Source organism: Elizabethkingia sp. YR214 (assembly GCF_003058195.1).
GTDB lineage: Bacteria > Bacteroidota > Bacteroidia > Flavobacteriales > Weeksellaceae > Elizabethkingia.
This window is the reverse complement of sequence record NZ_QBUH01000001.1, coordinates 504,923-521,411: the sequence shown is the minus strand read 5'-3', so window position 1 is coordinate 521,411 and position 16,489 is coordinate 504,923. Positions and strand designations below refer to the sequence as shown.

General features: G+C 35.3%; 18 protein-coding genes. 3 read left to right on the top strand and 15 right to left on the bottom strand.

Annotation, left to right across the window (positions count from 1 at the left end; translation table 11 throughout):
- Nucleotides 1-24 precede the first annotated feature (24 nt).
- Nucleotides 25-2,016: an excinuclease ABC subunit UvrB gene (uvrB, locus tag C8J95_RS02355; RefSeq protein ID WP_107807451.1), complete on the top strand. Its 1,992-nt coding sequence runs from the start codon at nucleotides 25-27 to the stop codon at nucleotides 2,014-2,016.
- On the opposite strand, the gene C8J95_RS02350 is transcribed toward uvrB, so the two are convergent.
- The 5 genes from C8J95_RS02350 to C8J95_RS02330 form a co-directional block, all read right to left on the bottom strand.
- Nucleotides 2,013-2,489, bottom strand: coding sequence for a hypothetical protein (locus C8J95_RS02350; protein WP_107807450.1), 477 nt, complete (start codon nucleotides 2,487-2,489; stop codon nucleotides 2,013-2,015). The two genes, uvrB and C8J95_RS02350, sit on opposite strands and share 4 nt — an antisense overlap.
- Nucleotides 2,486-2,701: a DUF3820 family protein gene (locus C8J95_RS02345; protein ID WP_107807449.1), complete on the bottom strand. Its 216-nt coding sequence runs from the start codon at nucleotides 2,699-2,701 to the stop codon at nucleotides 2,486-2,488. Before C8J95_RS02345 ends, C8J95_RS02350 begins: the two co-directional genes overlap by 4 nt.
- Before the next feature lie 18 nt (nucleotides 2,702-2,719).
- Nucleotides 2,720-3,790 carry an AI-2E family transporter gene (locus tag C8J95_RS02340; RefSeq protein WP_107807448.1) on the bottom strand — a complete coding sequence of 357 codons (1,071 nt, stop codon included), beginning with the start codon at nucleotides 3,788-3,790 and terminating at the stop codon, nucleotides 2,720-2,722.
- Nucleotides 3,791-3,796: 6 nt separating this feature from the next.
- Nucleotides 3,797-4,540 (bottom strand): hypothetical protein, encoded by a 744-nt coding sequence (locus C8J95_RS02335; protein WP_107807447.1) that lies wholly within the window; start codon nucleotides 4,538-4,540, stop codon nucleotides 3,797-3,799.
- A 70-nt stretch (nucleotides 4,541-4,610) separates the two neighbouring features.
- A complete protein-coding gene (locus C8J95_RS02330; protein ID WP_255412701.1) occupies nucleotides 4,611-5,330 on the bottom strand; it encodes a hypothetical protein in 720 nt (239 codons plus the stop codon).
- A 45-nt stretch (nucleotides 5,331-5,375) separates the two neighbouring features.
- Here C8J95_RS02330 and C8J95_RS02325 point away from each other — a divergent pair, with 45 nt between their 5' ends.
- Entirely contained in the window at nucleotides 5,376-6,356 is a 981-nt protein-coding gene (locus tag C8J95_RS02325; RefSeq protein ID WP_107807445.1) for an aminodeoxychorismate synthase component I, read from the top strand.
- Nucleotides 6,340-6,960 carry an aminotransferase class IV gene (locus C8J95_RS02320; protein WP_107807444.1) on the top strand — a complete coding sequence of 207 codons (621 nt, stop codon included), beginning with the start codon at nucleotides 6,340-6,342 and terminating at the stop codon, nucleotides 6,958-6,960. The genes C8J95_RS02325 and C8J95_RS02320 overlap by 17 nt, the downstream gene beginning before the upstream one ends.
- On the opposite strand, the gene menD is transcribed toward C8J95_RS02320, so the two are convergent.
- From menD to C8J95_RS02270, 10 genes are all read right to left on the bottom strand, one after another.
- On the bottom strand, nucleotides 6,941-8,608 hold the full coding sequence (gene menD / locus C8J95_RS02315; protein ID WP_107807443.1) for a 2-succinyl-5-enolpyruvyl-6-hydroxy-3-cyclohexene-1-carboxylic-acid synthase: 1,668 nt from the start codon (nucleotides 8,606-8,608) through the stop codon (nucleotides 6,941-6,943). The two genes, C8J95_RS02320 and menD, sit on opposite strands and share 20 nt — an antisense overlap.
- Before the next feature lie 61 nt (nucleotides 8,609-8,669).
- Nucleotides 8,670-9,185 carry a GNAT family N-acetyltransferase gene (locus C8J95_RS02310; RefSeq protein ID WP_107807442.1) on the bottom strand — a complete coding sequence of 172 codons (516 nt, stop codon included), beginning with the start codon at nucleotides 9,183-9,185 and terminating at the stop codon, nucleotides 8,670-8,672.
- Nucleotides 9,186-9,218: 33 nt separating this feature from the next.
- Nucleotides 9,219-10,259, bottom strand: coding sequence for a PA0069 family radical SAM protein (locus tag C8J95_RS02305; RefSeq protein WP_107807441.1), 1,041 nt, complete (start codon nucleotides 10,257-10,259; stop codon nucleotides 9,219-9,221).
- A gap of 136 nt (nucleotides 10,260-10,395) precedes the next feature.
- Nucleotides 10,396-10,578: a hypothetical protein gene (locus tag C8J95_RS02300; RefSeq protein WP_255412700.1), complete on the bottom strand. Its 183-nt coding sequence runs from the start codon at nucleotides 10,576-10,578 to the stop codon at nucleotides 10,396-10,398.
- 152 nt (nucleotides 10,579-10,730) lie between these two features.
- Nucleotides 10,731-12,650, bottom strand: a complete 1,920-nt coding sequence (nagB, locus tag C8J95_RS02295) for a glucosamine-6-phosphate deaminase (RefSeq protein ID WP_107807439.1) — start codon at nucleotides 12,648-12,650, stop codon at nucleotides 10,731-10,733.
- A gap of 115 nt (nucleotides 12,651-12,765) precedes the next feature.
- On the bottom strand, nucleotides 12,766-14,118 hold the full coding sequence (locus C8J95_RS02290) for a hypothetical protein (RefSeq protein ID WP_107807438.1): 1,353 nt from the start codon (nucleotides 14,116-14,118) through the stop codon (nucleotides 12,766-12,768).
- Nucleotides 14,115-14,663, bottom strand: coding sequence for an RNA polymerase sigma factor (locus C8J95_RS02285; RefSeq protein ID WP_107807437.1), 549 nt, complete (start codon nucleotides 14,661-14,663; stop codon nucleotides 14,115-14,117). The genes C8J95_RS02290 and C8J95_RS02285 overlap by 4 nt, the downstream gene beginning before the upstream one ends.
- A gap of 15 nt (nucleotides 14,664-14,678) precedes the next feature.
- Nucleotides 14,679-15,110: a hypothetical protein gene (locus C8J95_RS02280; protein ID WP_107807436.1), complete on the bottom strand. Its 432-nt coding sequence runs from the start codon at nucleotides 15,108-15,110 to the stop codon at nucleotides 14,679-14,681.
- Nucleotides 15,111-15,416: 306 nt separating this feature from the next.
- Complete coding sequence (locus tag C8J95_RS02275) at nucleotides 15,417-16,160, bottom strand: LytTR family DNA-binding domain-containing protein (RefSeq protein WP_107807435.1); 744 nt, start codon at nucleotides 16,158-16,160, stop codon at nucleotides 15,417-15,419.
- Entirely contained in the window at nucleotides 16,153-16,482 is a 330-nt protein-coding gene (locus tag C8J95_RS02270; RefSeq protein ID WP_107807434.1) for a 2TM domain-containing protein, read from the bottom strand. The genes C8J95_RS02275 and C8J95_RS02270 overlap by 8 nt, the downstream gene beginning before the upstream one ends.
- Nucleotides 16,483-16,489 lie beyond the last annotated feature (7 nt).

Genomic DNA, 16,489 nt, shown 5'->3' with positions numbered 1-16,489 from the left:
ATTTTTGTAAGGAATACCTATCTCATGAATTTCCAGATACAATCAGAATACAAACCAACCGGTGATCAGCCTCAGGCAATTGACAAACTTTCCAAAGGTCTTTTATTGGGTGAAAAATACCAAACCTTACTCGGGGTAACTGGCTCCGGTAAAACCTTTACGATTGCCAATGTTGTACAGGAAATACAAAAGCCTACTCTGGTACTGGCACATAATAAAACACTGGCAGCTCAGCTTTTCATGGAGTTCAAAGAGTTCTTTCCGGATAATGCCGTAGAGTACTTTGTAAGCTACTATGACTACTATCAGCCAGAAGCCTTTATTCCTACCACCAACACTTATATTGAAAAAGATCTTAGTATTAATGAGGAAGTAGAAAAGCTGCGTCTTTCTGCAACAGCTTCATTGCTTTCCGGAAGAAGAGATGTACTGATTGTTGCGTCCGTTTCATGTATTTATGGTATTGGTAACCCTACTGAGTTCCATAAATCAGTAATTTCGTTAGATGTAGATGTTCCTATATCCAGAACCAAGTTATTGCATACACTGGTAAGTTCATTATACTCCAGAAGTGTAAACGAATTTATTCGGGGAACATTCCGGGTAAAAGGAGATGTTATCGATGTCTATCCTGCTTATGCTGATAGTGCTATCCGTATTCAGTTCTTTGGAGATCAGATCGAAAAAATTCAGAGTTTTGATCCTGTTTCCGGGAATGTGACTTCAAATTTTGATAAAATCAATATCTATCCTGCCAACTTATTTGTAACCTCTCCTGAAACAATGCAGAATGCAATCAAGGAAATTCAGGATGACTTGGTAAAACAAACCGCTTTTTTCCAGGAAATTGGAAAACCTTATGAAGCCAAAAGACTGGAGGAACGAACAGAGCTTGACCTGGAAATGATAAAAGAATTAGGCTATTGTTCCGGAATAGAAAACTATTCCCGATACATGGACGGAAGAGAAGCCGGATCCAGATCTTTCTGCCTTTTAGATTATTTTCCAGAAGATTATCTGATGGTAATTGATGAAAGCCACGTTACAGTACCACAGGTTCATGCGATGTATGGTGGTGACAGAAGTCGGAAAGAAGTTTTGGTAGAGCACGGTTTCCGTCTTCCTGCAGCAATGGATAATCGTCCATTAAAATTTGAAGAGTTTGAAATGCTGCAGAACCAGGTGATCTATGTAAGTGCAACTCCTGCAGATTATGAACTGCAAAAAACAGATGGTGAATATGTAGAGCAGATTATTCGCCCTACAGGTTTATTAGATCCTGTTATCGAAATAAAACCAACCCAGAATCAGATTGATGATTTAATTGAAGAGATTCAGAAGAGAACTGAAGAAGATGAACGTGTACTGGTTACAACACTAACCAAAAAAATGGCAGAAGAGCTAACCAAATACTTTACCCGCTTTGGGATCCGTACACGCTACATACACTCCGATGTGGAAACTCTGGAAAGAATACAGATTATGCAGGATCTTCGTGCCGGATTATTTGATGTTTTAGTAGGTGTCAACCTTCTTAGAGAAGGATTAGACCTTCCTGAAGTTTCGTTAGTTGCAATTTTGGATGCTGATAAAGAGGGTATGTTACGTTCCAGAAGATCTCTAATACAGACAATTGGCCGTGCAGCCCGTAACCTTAACGGGAAAGCAATTATGTATGCTGATAAAATCACCAAAAGTATGCAGGCCGCTATCGATGAAACCAGCTACCGCCGTGAAAAGCAAATGAATTACAATAAGGAACATGGTCAAGAACCACAGGCACTTAACAAAAAGATTAGTGAATCCCTAGTAAGACGTAACCCAGACTTCCCGGATCAAAAATATATTCAGAAAGAAATATTACAGAAAGTAGCCGAAGTACAGGCTAATTATTCATCCGATGAGATTGAAAAAATTATTTCCAAAAAACAAAAAGAAATGGAACTTGCCGCTAAAAACTTAGACTTTATTGCTGCCGCAAAACTACGTGATGAAATAGCTGCTTTAAAAGGTTAATCCAGAAAACCAATATCTACTACACAATGATTTGGATCATAAGAATCATAAATTAAGATTGTTTTCTGCTGTTCTTTGAACTGATGCTGGATTATTAGAGCCCGTAAAGGAACTGTGATTTCATGAATATATGTTTTTTTCTCAACTATAAATTTCAGAATAATAATGCTGTGATATTTTTTTTCAATCCTGTCCTCCGCCGGATCATACGGATCAGTATAATAATTTTCGTTTTCTATTTCAATAATTTTAACTAGTGCTTCGGACAGATCAATAATTATTGATTTTCCGTTTTGTAGCAGTTCCTCTACCTTTTTATCATGTTTTTTATTATTCTCTCCTTGAATATATTTCTTTCTTATCCAAAGAATTATGGATATCAACACCCAGATACCCAAAATAATAAATGTGATTTCTCGAAATGTAGAACTAGGATAAACTACTCTCCTAAATACAATAAGGTGTATAATCATTTAAATTTCCGAAGAGGAACAAGCAATTCTTCAAGTCCGTTTAATTTTATCTCATATATTGTAGAAAGCATCATTCCCAGCTTTCCCGGAGGCATCCCCTCTCGCTGAAACCATTCCAGATAGCTTACAGGAAGGTCTGCAATAATTTTGTCTTTATATTTTCCAAACGGCATTTTTTGGGTTACAATATCTTTTAAGATTTCCGGATTCATTTGTTCATTTTAATTTTATCATTCATCTTTTTCTAAGAGGAACTCGTCATCGGGCGGACTGCTTTTTCTGCCTAAAAACTCATCTTTATATACCTGCATCAGCAATATTGTAACCGAAACCAGTATAGGCCCGAAAATAAGCCCTAAAAAGCCAAATATATTCATCCCTGCTATAATTCCGAAGACAGTATTTAACGGGTGTATATCTTCAAGCTTTTTCAGCAGCGTAAATCTCAGCAAATTATCAATAAGCCCAACAACAACCAAACAGTATATTGCTAACCCTATTCCCGCTCCGGTTTGCCCTTCTGCAATCATAAATATGCAAATAGGCACATATACAATTGCAGCTCCTACAATTGGAATCATAGAGGTCACAAATGTAAGCGCAAATAACAATACCGGGCTGGGTGCTCCAAAGATAATATAACCAATAAAGCCGGCTATCCCCTGTCCCAATGCAACTACAGGAATACCTATAGCATTTGCAATTACCATTTTGCGAATCTTCTCTCCCAATAAGAAATTGTTGGATTTTTTGAAAGGTGCTGCACTTTCCAATAGACGCTCGAATTTCCGTGGAGAGATCAGCATAAAATACAAAACAAAATACATGGAAGCAATAACTGTTAATGCATTGAATGTTGTATTCAGCAATGATGTGGAAAGCCTACCAGCCGTATCTTTCAGTTTATTGATATTTTCTTTACTCAGTAGATCAATGCCTACTTCTTTAAAAACAAAGTCATGAATTTTATCAATAAAAACATTGAATTTCTGCATATAAGCCTGGGCGTTTCCAAGCTTGTCAATAAGAACATCTATAATGAGGTAAACAGGAAGGATCAGAATTAGTAATGTTGCAACAATAATTACTATAGCTGCCAAAGAAGGTTTCCATTTTTTTTCTTCAATCAGATATAATAAGTATTTCCTTGAGATAATATACAATGTAATCGCACCCAAAAGTGAGGGAATAAACATTGACAAATTATAACATATAAGCCCTGCTAATATGATAATAATACTGATAAGGGCAATCTGCTTGATTGCTACTTCGCTAATAGGTTTATCCTGTTTTATCTGCATGCAGAATTATGTTGTATGAGTCAATTGTTTTGGTACTCCATTGTAAGCTATATAAGCAGAATACATAGTTGCATAATAAAAAAATGCTGTCACTATAATACCTATACAGCAGGCAATGATTCCTAGACCGGACAGAAGAAAAGCAACCAAATTCAGAAGAAGAAAAGCACCATAATTTTCTTTTACAATATTGAATGATCTAGATATTGCTTCTATTGCGCCTGCATTTTCAAATAATAAAACCGGATAGCCCAGGAAGAAAAGAGGCATAACAAATACAGCAGGAAGGTAGCACAAATTGGTAGAAATTGTAGCTACAATAACGTAAATAAGACTATACAGCATAATATTTACGGTATTTTGCTTGAATCCAATAAACAGGTCTGAAAAATCTAATACCTGTCCGGAATTCTTTTTATGCATCATATAAATAATCCCGACAATGATTGGAGATACTAAAATGAAAAATAATGTAGAACTTCCAGCCCACCATAAAACAGGACCACTAGTATACATTTCTTTATAAGCATCGGCATTATATCCATATCCGCTACTTTGGCTCATCGTAACCATTTTAGACCATCCGCCCGTCAAAAAAGACAGAAAATACGAGACAGCCATAATCAATAAGGTTACAACAATTGCATAGCCTATAATCCCCTTATAGAGATTAAAAGCATGGGATAATATATCACCGAAATCTCTCTGCGGTTGTTTTGCAGAGCTATCAAATTCTTCAAATTCAGACATAATAAATTAAGATTTGTTGTTATACCAAATATATTAACTTATTATGAGTTATGAGTAAATTGAAATAAAATTAATGGCTCTCAGGAAAGATCTTTTGATAATAAGCGTATAAAACAGCATTCCAGAACGGAAATGTTAATAGTATACCTACTCCGCATAATGCAGCTCCTATATAACTCCCAAATACTGCCAGTAGCAATGCGAATAAGCAGCCAACAATATTTTTACCAACTGCCTGAAAACTTAACTTTAACGATTCCTGAATATTCAGATTATTGAAAAACATCAAAGGTCCAACAAACAAGGTTAGTAAAACCCAAACAGGAGCCAGGAATAAGGTCATTTTAGAGATGTAATAAATACCACCCCAGAATAAGGCATAACCAATATATTTAAAGAAACTGCTTCCCTCAAAGCCAACAAATAAGTCTCCAACAGAGATTTCTTCGGCTTTATCTATTTTTCGGTAAATATTAAAAAGTCCCAGATTCAGAGGAAACAGAAGTGCTGTAATAACAACTATCCACAGTGTAACATATCTGAAGTTTTCGGAAGCAATAATTTCCATATACTTTTCTCTTGCAAGAACCTGATCTGTATTAAAGTATGCTGAAAGATCATGTATTTGTTCCATTACTCCATAATAACTGAATAAAAAGAACGTTAATCCTAAATAAACGGCAAAATAACAGATAGAAAACAAGACCTGAAACATTATCGTTTTACTCCAGTATTCAAAAGCTTTTACGGGGATTTCAGAAAAGGAAATTACTTCTCGCGGCTGCATCATTAAATTTTGCGCAAAATTACGCATCTTCTTCCGTACTTTTGCATCATGAAAGCAATAAATGCGAAAGAATTTTCTGAAATGGATAAACTTTCCGAAAAAGGAGAGCCTTTTATTTTTATTATTGATTTTTTAAAGCAAAATATTCTGCTTTTTACAGAAGAAGAACTGAATAAAGATTCTGATATATTAGTTCATTTTCAGAATTACAGGAACTATATTCCAGAAATCTCTCTAAACAAAAAAATACACCTGCAGTCCTTTCCGGAAACATTTGAATCCTATAAAAAAGGATTTGACCTCGTTATGGAAAATCTCCAATTTGGTAATTCTTACCTGATCAATTACACCCGGAAAACAAGAATAGAAACCAATCTTACCCTCCGGGATATATTTTACCACTCCGAAGCTAAATATAAAATCTGTTATAAGAACGATTGGGTATTCTTCTCCCCCGAAGTTTTTGTGAAAATCAAAAATCAGAGAATTTCCACGTTTCCAATGAAAGGAACTATTGATGCTGACATTCCGGATGCGGAAAATATTCTGAAGAGTGATCCAAAAGAAAAAGCAGAACATTACACAGTTGTGGATTTACTTCGTAATGATCTGAGTACGGTAGCTAATGATGTAAAATTAGTTGATTTCCAAAGAATTGACTATCTTAAGACTCTGAAAAAGAATCTTTACACCATGAGTTCGGAAATAGAAGGAATTATAAAACCTTCTTTTCAGAATAAAATTGGCAGTATCATGCAAAAATTGCTTCCTGCCGGTTCTATTCTCGGGGCACCGAAGGACAAAACACAGGAGGTAATATTAAAAAGTGAAAGCTATGACAGAGGATTTTACACTGGTGTTTGCGGCTATTTTGATGGTAAAGATCTGGATTCTGGTGTTATGATTCGTTTTATAGAAAATGAGAATAACCAGTTTTATTTTAAAAGTGGCGGCGGAATTACGCATCAGAGTGATGCTTCTGCAGAATATCAGGAAATGATTAACAAAATATATGTTCCGGTTTATTGAAACTATACGCGTAGAGGATTCTCAGATATTCCTTCCTGATCTCCATCAGGAAAGGATGGACGGTGTATTTTCTCATTATGGAAAAGAAAATCCTTACTTGCTTAAAGAGTATTTTCTGCAACAAAATCACGATGAGCAAGGCCTTTACAAATGGCGTATTGTATATGACCTTAATGGTGGTATAAACTGTCAGATGATACCCTATGCTGTTGAGATTCACAATAATTTTGAACTGGTTAACGGAGATCATTTAGAGTATTCATTTAAATACGAAAACAGGGATGAAATCAATAAACTAAAAGCTTCTGCATCTGCAGAAGCTGTAATATTTTATCAAAACGGAATGATAACCGATACTTCATATTCTAATCTTATTTTCAGAAAAGACAATGAATGGTACACCCCTGAAACTTTTTTACTTAATGGTGTTATGCGTCAGCATTTATTAAAATCCGGAAAGATAAAAACCATAGAAATAGGTTTAGAAAACATTAAAGAGTTTTCTCATTTCCAAATGATTAACGCCATGATTCCGTTCAATACTCAGGAATATCCTATTGCATTGATTCAGAACCTTTTTAGTATCAAAACTTTAGAAATTTAAAGTAGTCTTTCTGTACATCAGCGTTATCTTCACTTCTGGTATTAATCTCCAGAATTTTAGGCTGTATACTTGGCTTAAAGAAGTTTTCCAGCGATCTGTGGAACTCATCTTTTGTTTCGATCTGGAAATAGTCGAACTTAAAGTGTTTTGCAAGATTAGAGGCATTCATTTTATGGCTTGTCGCAATATATTCTCCAATTGCGTTTGTATCTCCCGGCCCTGGAATAATACGGAAAATATTACCTTCTCCGTTATTTACAATAATGATCCTTGTATAAGGTGGAATGTATTTGTTCCATAAGCCATTGATATCATAGAAGAAACTTAGATCTCCCGTAATAAGAATAGCAGGGTTATCATCCATCATGGCAAATCCCATTGTTGTAGAAGTACAGCCATCTATACCACTTGTCCCTCTGTTACAGTAAACTTCATGTTTTTCAGAGAAGTTAAATAGCAATGTATAACGAATTGCAGAACTGTTGGATACATGTACGCTGTAATTTTCCGGAATACTCTCAGCAAGATCCCTAAATACCATAAAATCTGAGAAAGGCACTTGTTGTGAATACTCTTCATGTCTGGCATCTTTTTTATCTCTTCTGGCATCCCATAGGTTATAATAAGCCTGAGGTTCCAGATTGACTTTCTTTACCAACTGTGTGAAAAATACTTCATGATCCGAATAAATTTTTTCTGTCAGTGCAAAATAGGTATCGGGCTGCCAATAAGGATCTACATGCCAATGACGTGCAGGATTTGCCTTTCTGAGGAAAAGCTTTACTTTTTTTGATACTACGTTTTGTCCGACTGTAATCAATAAATCAGGAGCATATTTCTTAAAATCCTCTTCTGTAAAATCAAATATATAGCGGTCTATATGATTGAAAAACTTGGAATGATACTGATTAGAGGTACTTTCTGTAAGGACAACTGCAGAATGATTCTTTACCAACTGCTCTAACAATACATTAAGCTCCGGAGACGGATCCAATGTTCCTAGCAAAATCAATATTCTTTTGCTGGTATTCCATTCAGCAATAACATTTGAAGGTATTTCGTATGTATTTTCCTGGACATGCTTTTCTATTTCCGGCATAGGCATCAGCTCCGTTACCATTTCATACAATGGTTCCATAAGAGGAATATTGATATGTACGGGGCCTTGCTTCTCCAGACAAAGCTCAACAGCTTTTTTTACTGTTTCAAAATTGTATTCATCTGCATCTGTTTCCTGATCTTCTTTCATCTGGAAATCTCCGTATGAATGCTGGTGAAAAAGGTCCTTCTGGCGAATCGTCTGTCCATCAAATATATCCACATAATTTTCCGGTCTGTCTGCAGTCAGAATCAATAATGGTATATTCTGATAAAATGCTTCTACAATAGCCGGATAATAATTAGTTGCGGCAGATCCGCTGGTACATGAAACTGCTACCGGTTTGTGCAAACTTTTAGCCATACCCATTGCTACGAAAGCCGCAGATCTTTCATCTACAATGCTGTAACAGTGGAAATCATCTTCTGAAAAATGGATAGTAATAGGCGCATTCCTGGAGCCAGGAGACAATACAATATGGTCAATCCCGTATTGTTTCAGGATATGTGCTAAAATCTGAATACTGCGTTTAGAGGAATACTGCTTCATGAATTTAATTTGGATAAAAACCAGAATACAAAACTAAAGAAAAAGGCTTAGCCTTCAAAGCTTAAGCCGTTAATACTTTTTCAAAAGCTTTACGGGGACTTTCACGGAAAACGACCTCTCCGCAATATACATATCCTAATTTTTCAAGAATAGCCAGCATCGCAAGATTATCAAAATTGGTATCTACCTTTATACTGTAAACCTGTTTAGATCTGGCAAAGTCATCCAGGGTGCCAAAGAATTTTTTTACAATTCCTTTCCCGGCAGCTTTGTCCGAAACAGCAACTCTATGAACAACCATAAAATCGCCATTAGTAAGCCATTCTCCTTTTATATTTTCGTAGGCAGGCTCATTATTGAAAATTAAAGCAGCATAGGTAATAACTTCATCATTTAGCGTAAGAACATATCCCTGGCCTCTTGCAATATCATTTTCAACAGTCTGCAGATTTGGATACCCATCCTGCCACTGATTGCTTCCATCATTTTTTCTTCTTTCAATAGCCTGCTGAAGGATTCCCCAGATAATATCTTTGTCTTTTTCTTCTGCCTGTCTGAATCTGATTTCTTCTTCCATATACTACATTAATGTTCTGTACTAACAAATATACTAAAACAACCGGAGTTGCTGGTCCTTTGTTCCTGTAAAATTACTTGTATTCAGTACAATTCTTTCCCTTCCTGAAAAAAATTTTCTCTTTCCAAGTTTCACAGTATCATGAATCATATCAGCTATATTTCCCTCTCCTTCATATCGGTTATAGAATCTTTTTTCTCCCAGATTTCCACCCCGCATAGATCTTATAAGATTGAGTACCTTATCTTTCCGGTCTGGAAAATATGTTTCAATCCATTTTACAAATACAGGCTCTACAGTATCATTAAGCCTTACCAATGTATAACCAGCAGATAGCGCACCGGCTTCAGAAGTAACTTTCATTATGTTGAGAATCTCATCACTATTCAGTCCAGGAATAATTGGGGCTACCATTACATGTACCGGAATTCCGTTTTTAGTAAGCTCTTCTATTGCATGTATTTTATTTTTGGACGAAGATGTCCGCGGCTCCATTACCCTTCTTAAATCTTCATTAATTGTAGGAATACTCAAGGCCACAGAAACAAGATTCTGTTCTGCTAAAGGCTTTAATATATCTATATCCCGAAGTACTAAGGCATTCTTGGTGATAATATTAACAGGATGCCGGTAATCTAAGAATAGTTGCAGTAGCTTTCTGGTGATCTCCAGCTTTCGTTCTACAGGCTGATAGCAATCTGTATTACCAGACACTAAAATAGGTTTTGGTTGATATCCTCTTTTCTTAAAAAATTTTTCAAGCAATTCCGGAGCATTCTTCTTAAACATAATGCTTCTCTCAAAATCTACTCCGGCACTATATCCCCAATATTCATGTGTTGGTCTTGCAAAACAGTAAGAACAGCCGTGTTCACATCCCTGATAGGGGTTTAGCGAATACTCCATAGGCAGATCCGGGCTTTTAACCTGGTTGACTATCGTTTTCGGAAATACTTCTGTAAAATTGGTTTTTCTCAAATCTGCATCTTCTTCCTCAGAATCAAACGAATACCGATCGAATCTGTTATGTACATTCTGCTGAGCGCCCTGACCTTTTACGGGATCTATAGCCATTACAATTTTGTATTTCTTTATACGAATTTAGATCAAACTTTCTGAAAATATCTTCAGTTGCCATCGATAGTTTTCCACAAAAAAAGCTTTAACCGATGGTTAAAGCTTTCTGCTATAATATGAATAAGTTTATTTACTACAAATATGCATTAAGTTCCACACTATCAGCTTCATCATTCTTTTGCGAGTTACGATCTGTAAGATAATCATAATAGTCATCATGATCATGTTTTAAAACCAATTTACGTAGTCCAAAAACTCCTAATACTGTTACTAATCCAACAGCACTCGCTAATAAAACTCCAATACTCTTGTTCATTTTCATTGTAATTTAAGTGGTATAAATACTGCAAATAGTGTTCCTTTCGGGAAAAAGCGTTTATTAATATTCTGTTAAATTACGCATAAATGTTTATTTAAACAAAAAAGGACGGAAAAATCCGCCCTTTATATTGGTTCATTATCAGACATTTAAAACTTATATCTTACAAAAGCTTCAATTGCTTCATACTCGGCTAAACCTAAGTTGTTATACAACTGTGCTGTCTCGCTCGTTCTGTCCTCAGCTCTTACCCAGAACTCACGGGCATCATCACCAGGGAAAACTGGTAAGTCTTTCTGTGACTGATGTTTGAATATTGCTAACCTTTTCTTGTAAACCTCTTGTGGAGAAAGAGGTACTGCCATTTCGATCTCATGGATCGGGAATTCATGCCATGCACCACGGTACATCCATAGCCAACAGTCTTTTGTCCATTCATCAGTCTCTTTTAGCCTTTTTAAAGCCTCTAGAATAATATCAAAGCACACTTTATGAGTTCCATGTGGATCTTCAAAATCTCCTGCTGCAAAAACCTGATGCGGTTTTACTTCCCTCAGTAGCTCAATTGTCTGCTGGATATCATCTTCATATGAACTGCTTTTATCGAATTTTCTTCTGTCATAAAAAGGCAGATCCTGGAAGTGAATCTGATCTTCATTTAGCCCTACAAAACGGGCTCCGGCAATTGCTTCTCCTTTTCTGATCAGAAACTTAACTTTTCTTATAAATTCTGTATCTGTTTGATTTGGCTTTTTCTGGTCGAAAATTTCTACATTATCTTTATAGATATTTTTTACTTTCTGATCGTCGAAACCAACCAGTTTAGAGAAATCTTCAGCAAATTCTAAATATCTAAGTACATCATCATCCCAAACGGCTGCATTTCCTGAAGTCTGGTATGCCACATGGACATTATGTCCCTGATCTGCCAGTTTAATGAATGTTCCTCCCATAGAAATTACATCATCATCAGGATGTGGAGAGAATAACAATACATTTTTCTTCGCTGGATTAGCTCTTTCCGGTCTCTGGGAATCATCTACATTAGGTTTTCCACCTGGCCATCCGGTAATAGTATGTTGTAATTCGTTAAATATTTTAATATTCATATTATAAGCCGGGCCTTTCTCGGTAATCAGCTTATCCATACCATGAGTATTATAATCGTCGTCAGTAAGTTTAAGGATTGGTTTACCTAATTTCTGAGACAACCATACAACAGCCTTTTTAGTAATTATATCATCCCATTCAATATCCTGAGCCAACCACGGCTTATCGAACCTTGTTAGTAATGACGCAGCGTCTTCATCAACGATAAATTCAACATTCTGTGAAAGTTGCAGATAAGTTGCCGGAATATCAGAAGACACTTCTCCTTCAACAGCTTTTTTAATAATCGGAGCTTTTTTCTTATTCCAAGCCATTAGAATAATCTCCCTGGCTTTGAATATAGACCCAACTCCCATTGTGATTGCTTTCTTCGGAACGTTTTCTTTTCCTCCGAAATCTCTGGATGCATCTTTACGTGTAAGATCGTCCAATGTCACCATTCTTGTTCCTGAATTTGGTGCAGCTCCCGGCTCGTTAAAACCAATATGTCCGGTACGTCCGATCCCAAGAACCTGGATATCTAAACCTCCGAAAGCGTTGATCTTTTGTTCGTATTCTTTACAAAACTCTGCAACTTCTTCTTCTTTAATACTACCATCAGGAATATGAATATTCTCTTTTGGTACATCAACATGATTGAAAAGGTTTTCATTCATGAAAGTTACATAACTCTGAGGTTCGTTTGGCAGCATTGGATAATACTCATCCAGATTGAAGGTAACAACGTTGTTAAAACTTAGTCCTTCTTCCTTATGAAGTCTTACCAATTCCTGATAAACTTTTATTGGTGTAACACCTGTTGCTAAGCCGAGTACGGCTTTTTCGCCTTTAGCTTGTTTATTTTTAATTAACTGTGCTATTCTGTTTGCTACAGTTTTCGTCGCTTCCGTTTCTGAAGAATAGACCGTTACTGGAATTTTTTCAAATCTGGTCTCTTCTAATAGATTTAATCTTTGCATGTTTATTTTGTTTTTTCAAAAATACTGAATGTAAACTTGAAATCCAATCAAAAAGGGGCTGGTATATAGCCAAACCCCCATCTGAATAAAAAAAGAAATTAAAATTAATATTATGTTAAAATGAAAAAGTAACTCCGGTACTCACCCCTATAATGTAAGGTTTTGTATCATTTACTTTATTCATTGGTTTTATCATGTATTTAAATGTTGGTTCTACATTCAGTTTCATTTTTTTCGAAACTTCGTAGTCAATTTTAATCCCGGCATTCGCACTGAAACTCAAATCATTCAGGTTTGTTGCTGTTCCAAGATCCTGTTTTACAGATGATCCTGGTGTAACTGCCGAAATGCTATTATGGGTTAGTACATATGAACTTGCTCCAAGTGTTGCATTAAAACCAAGTTTATTAAGTTGGGCAAAATTAATCTCTGCTTCCAAAGGAATTTCTACATATCGGATTTTCTGAGCAATATCTCCTTGTAAAGAATTTTTTGCAAAAGCTCCGTCTGCCTGTAAGTTGGCTACAGGTTCGATTCTTCCTACTCTGAGATCTCCGGAATAGGAAATATTATGAGCGGGAGGAATTGGTGCAAGCTGATATAACATTGCTCCTCCTCTTCCACCGGAAACACTTACGGTAATAGGAACGTTCTTTGTTCTTTGTTCTATATCCAACATTCCGGCTCCTGTTCTGATCTTTATTTTGTCATTTATTGCGTAGCTTACCCGTGCTCCATAGGACATGTTTACAGAGTTCTGAATGTCCAGATTATTGAAATCATTAGACAGTAAAGATTTGCCACCGAAAGAATTCACCTGTGTAGGCGCAAAAAATGCAGAAACATAAAATTTATCTCCATCACTCTGTGCTACTTTGTTTGATTGCTGTAATATTTTGTTTCTTCCTGTCAAAAGGTCAGACTCATTATTTTTATCTGGAAAAATCTGCTCATATTTGTTTTCTGTCTTATTTCCGTTCCTATCCTGTTGTACTATTATTGTATTATCATTCCCTTCCCTATCCGTATTAGTTTCATTTTTATACTGAGAAATAAGCACTTTATTTGTCTCTGAAATATCAGAAGCTTTATCTTTTGGTATAAAAACATTTTTAGTCCAGACTATAACATTATCCTTGATACCAGAAATATAATCAGTTCCTTTGTTTTCCTGTATTATTTCATTCGTATTCTCTTTCACTGTTTCAACAGTAGAAGGTTTCCGAGACTGAGTTTGTTTAACAAATTTTGTTTCTTGTTTCTTTTCTGAGTAATCTTCATTTGATTTAAAAATAAAAATGCCAATTAGAAACATTGCAGCAATTCCGGAAACAGGAAGCCATATATAGACAGCAGGTCTTCGTCGTTTTTCTCCATCCAGTGCAGACTGAATAAAATCCCATGCTTCAGCCGGCGGATTCTGCGGCTGGCTAAGCTGGTCTTTAAATATTTTGTCTATATTTTTCATTCTGCTTTGTGTTTTATTTTCATCAATTCTTTTCTAAGAATCTCTCTTGCTCTGGATAGGTTGGATTTGGATGTTCCGGGGGATATTTTTAAGTTTTCTGCAATTTCGTTATGTGTATATTCTTCAAAAACATAAAGGTTAAAAACCTGCCTATACTGTGTTGGCAGGTTTTGAACATATTTTATAAGATCTTGATAATTAACGCTCTGAAAATCATTTGAATCATTATCTTCTTCATCAATAAGAGGCATATTTTCCTCTATTTCAGTTAGCCAAATCTCTTTCTGCCTGTGTTTTTCAAGATTTAAGTTAACCATCACACGTTTTATCCAGCCTTCGAAAGAACCTGAAAAGCTATACTGTGTGATTTTTTTAAAAATAAGGATAAAGCCTTCCTGAAATACATCCTGTGCATTTTCATAATTGCCGGAATATCTCAGACATATTGAGAACAAAACATTAGAATACCTCCGATACAAAAGTTCTTGTGCTTTCCTATCGTTCTTTTGGCATTGTTCTATAATCTCAATTAGTTCTTTATCCAAAGAAATTAAGTTTTACTATTTCGGTTGTGGATCTTTAATTTCTACTTTATGTTCTATAAACTGATCGCTATTGTCACTGTTCTTTCCTGACCAAAACTTGAAAGTATAGATTCCTGCTTTTGGAGGCGTAAATGTAAATTCTGAGGTCTTCTCCTCAACTTTATCAGTACATCCGTCTCCTGATCTTTGAGAACCTACTACTCCTAATTCAATAACATTGCTTTCATTTTTTGTAACCTGAAATTGTACAAAGGTCTGACATGTATTTGTCGTTTTGTAGGTTACTGTTAATTTACTTAATTCTCCAGTCGCTTTTATTTCCTTGTCTTCAATTTTACTTGTAGCCAAAAAACCATAAATAACATTATCTCCTCTGTTATCTCCTAAACAACTGGTAAAAATTACCCCAAAAATCCCTAAAAGGAATGTGAATTTTAAAAACTTCATAATATTTGATTTTTCTATTTGTCTCTATATAAGACGCCTATAATAAAAATGGTTGCGTTAATTTCATAAAATTTATACAAATAAATCACAACCCATTGATCTACAGTATACAAAAACTCTCATAATCAATGCAATATCTAAATATTCCTTTTAATCAACTTATTTTCAATAAAGAACTCTTTACAGGATTTTTAATCAATCGATTATTTGTTTTTCTTGCAGCAAAAATATGTAAAAAATAGCAGTGCCTGACTTTATTTAAGTCAGGCACTGCTAATCTGTAAACAAAACCATAATCCAAATCTATTACCGAACCAGCCAGTCTTTGAAATCTTTCACCCTGTCTCTGCTTACCGTAATTTCAACATCAGGTTGATAGCACATTTCAACTTTATAGACAGGTGATGTATGGATACTTTTAATATAATTCAGATTAATCATGAATTGTCTGTTTACTCTGAAGAATTGGGTCTCGTCGAGAACATTTTCCAGTTCTTCAAGAGAAAAGTCAGTAGGAAAACTACGCTCTGCTGTCTGAAGGTATACTATCTTATTTTCACTATAAAAACAACTAACTTCTGACGTCATTACAATCTTCAGATTATACCCTATTTTCACCAATATACGTGAAAGAGTTGTTTTTTCTTTTCCCAGCATTGATTTTACTTCATAAGAAGGTGTCACCTCTCCGGATGGAATAAAGCTTTTAAACTTATCAATAGCTTTTGTAAGATCCTCTTCATCAATTGGTTTTAAGAGATAATCAATACTATTTAGCTTGAATGCCTTCAACGTATATTGATCAAATGCTGTTGTATAAATAATAAAACTTTTAGTCGGAATTTTCTCAAAAATATCAAACGAAAGCCCATCTCCCAGAACAATATCAGAAAAAATCAGCTTAGGATGTTCATTTTCCGAAAGCCATTGTACTCCGTCTTCCACGGAATGTATAACCTTTTGGATTTCCAGTTCCGGAAATGTAGAGAGCATCCGCTCCAGACGTCGTGCTGCGGGTTTTTCGTCTTCAATAATGAGTGTTTTAATCATATTTATTCTGAGATTTATATTTTTCCATTAACTTTTTTATTTTCTTTTTTTCCCAGTCGTTTCCAAAAATTATCCCCGGAAGAAAAACAGATCCTGCATGAATAAGAATTACAACTCCCCATAAAACAGGTACATATATATTTGTCCATCCTATCTGATGATAATTATAAAAATTTTCCGCCAATATGAAAACATTTACTGCCAAATATATCAGAAAATGGATATAAAACCCTCTAATTTCTTTTACTCTTCTTTTGGCTTCAAGAAATTCTATTTCTTCATCAGAAAAGGATTCTGAATCATTATTAAAATAACTTTTCATTTTATTA

What these genes read in the sequence shown, in the direction of transcription:
- uvrB (WP_107807451.1), top strand. Translation starts at nt 25, where the DNA reads ATGAATTTCCAGATACAATCAGAATACAAACCAACCGGTGATCAGCCT.
- C8J95_RS02350 (WP_107807450.1), bottom strand. Translation starts at nt 2,489, where the DNA reads ATGATTATACACCTTATTGTATTTAGGAGAGTAGTTTATCCTAGTTCT.
- C8J95_RS02345 (WP_107807449.1), bottom strand. Translation starts at nt 2,701, where the DNA reads ATGAATCCGGAAATCTTAAAAGATATTGTAACCCAAAAAATGCCGTTT.
- C8J95_RS02340 (WP_107807448.1), bottom strand. Translation starts at nt 3,790, where the DNA reads ATGCAGATAAAACAGGATAAACCTATTAGCGAAGTAGCAATCAAGCAG.
- C8J95_RS02335 (WP_107807447.1), bottom strand. Translation starts at nt 4,540, where the DNA reads ATGTCTGAATTTGAAGAATTTGATAGCTCTGCAAAACAACCGCAGAGA.
- C8J95_RS02330 (WP_255412701.1), bottom strand. Translation starts at nt 5,330, where the DNA reads ATGATGCAGCCGCGAGAAGTAATTTCCTTTTCTGAAATCCCCGTAAAA.
- C8J95_RS02325 (WP_107807445.1), top strand. Translation starts at nt 5,376, where the DNA reads ATGAAAGCAATAAATGCGAAAGAATTTTCTGAAATGGATAAACTTTCC.
- C8J95_RS02320 (WP_107807444.1), top strand. Translation starts at nt 6,340, where the DNA reads ATGTTCCGGTTTATTGAAACTATACGCGTAGAGGATTCTCAGATATTC.
- menD (WP_107807443.1), bottom strand. Translation starts at nt 8,608, where the DNA reads ATGAAGCAGTATTCCTCTAAACGCAGTATTCAGATTTTAGCACATATC.
- C8J95_RS02310 (WP_107807442.1), bottom strand. Translation starts at nt 9,185, where the DNA reads ATGGAAGAAGAAATCAGATTCAGACAGGCAGAAGAAAAAGACAAAGAT.
- C8J95_RS02305 (WP_107807441.1), bottom strand. Translation starts at nt 10,259, where the DNA reads ATGGCTATAGATCCCGTAAAAGGTCAGGGCGCTCAGCAGAATGTACAT.
- C8J95_RS02300 (WP_255412700.1), bottom strand. Translation starts at nt 10,578, where the DNA reads ATGAACAAGAGTATTGGAGTTTTATTAGCGAGTGCTGTTGGATTAGTA.
- nagB (WP_107807439.1), bottom strand. Translation starts at nt 12,650, where the DNA reads ATGCAAAGATTAAATCTATTAGAAGAGACCAGATTTGAAAAAATTCCA.
- C8J95_RS02290 (WP_107807438.1), bottom strand. Translation starts at nt 14,118, where the DNA reads ATGAAAAATATAGACAAAATATTTAAAGACCAGCTTAGCCAGCCGCAG.
- C8J95_RS02280 (WP_107807436.1), bottom strand. Translation starts at nt 15,110, where the DNA reads ATGAAGTTTTTAAAATTCACATTCCTTTTAGGGATTTTTGGGGTAATT.
- C8J95_RS02275 (WP_107807435.1), bottom strand. Translation starts at nt 16,160, where the DNA reads ATGATTAAAACACTCATTATTGAAGACGAAAAACCCGCAGCACGACGT.
- C8J95_RS02270 (WP_107807434.1), bottom strand. Translation starts at nt 16,482, where the DNA reads ATGAAAAGTTATTTTAATAATGATTCAGAATCCTTTTCTGATGAAGAA.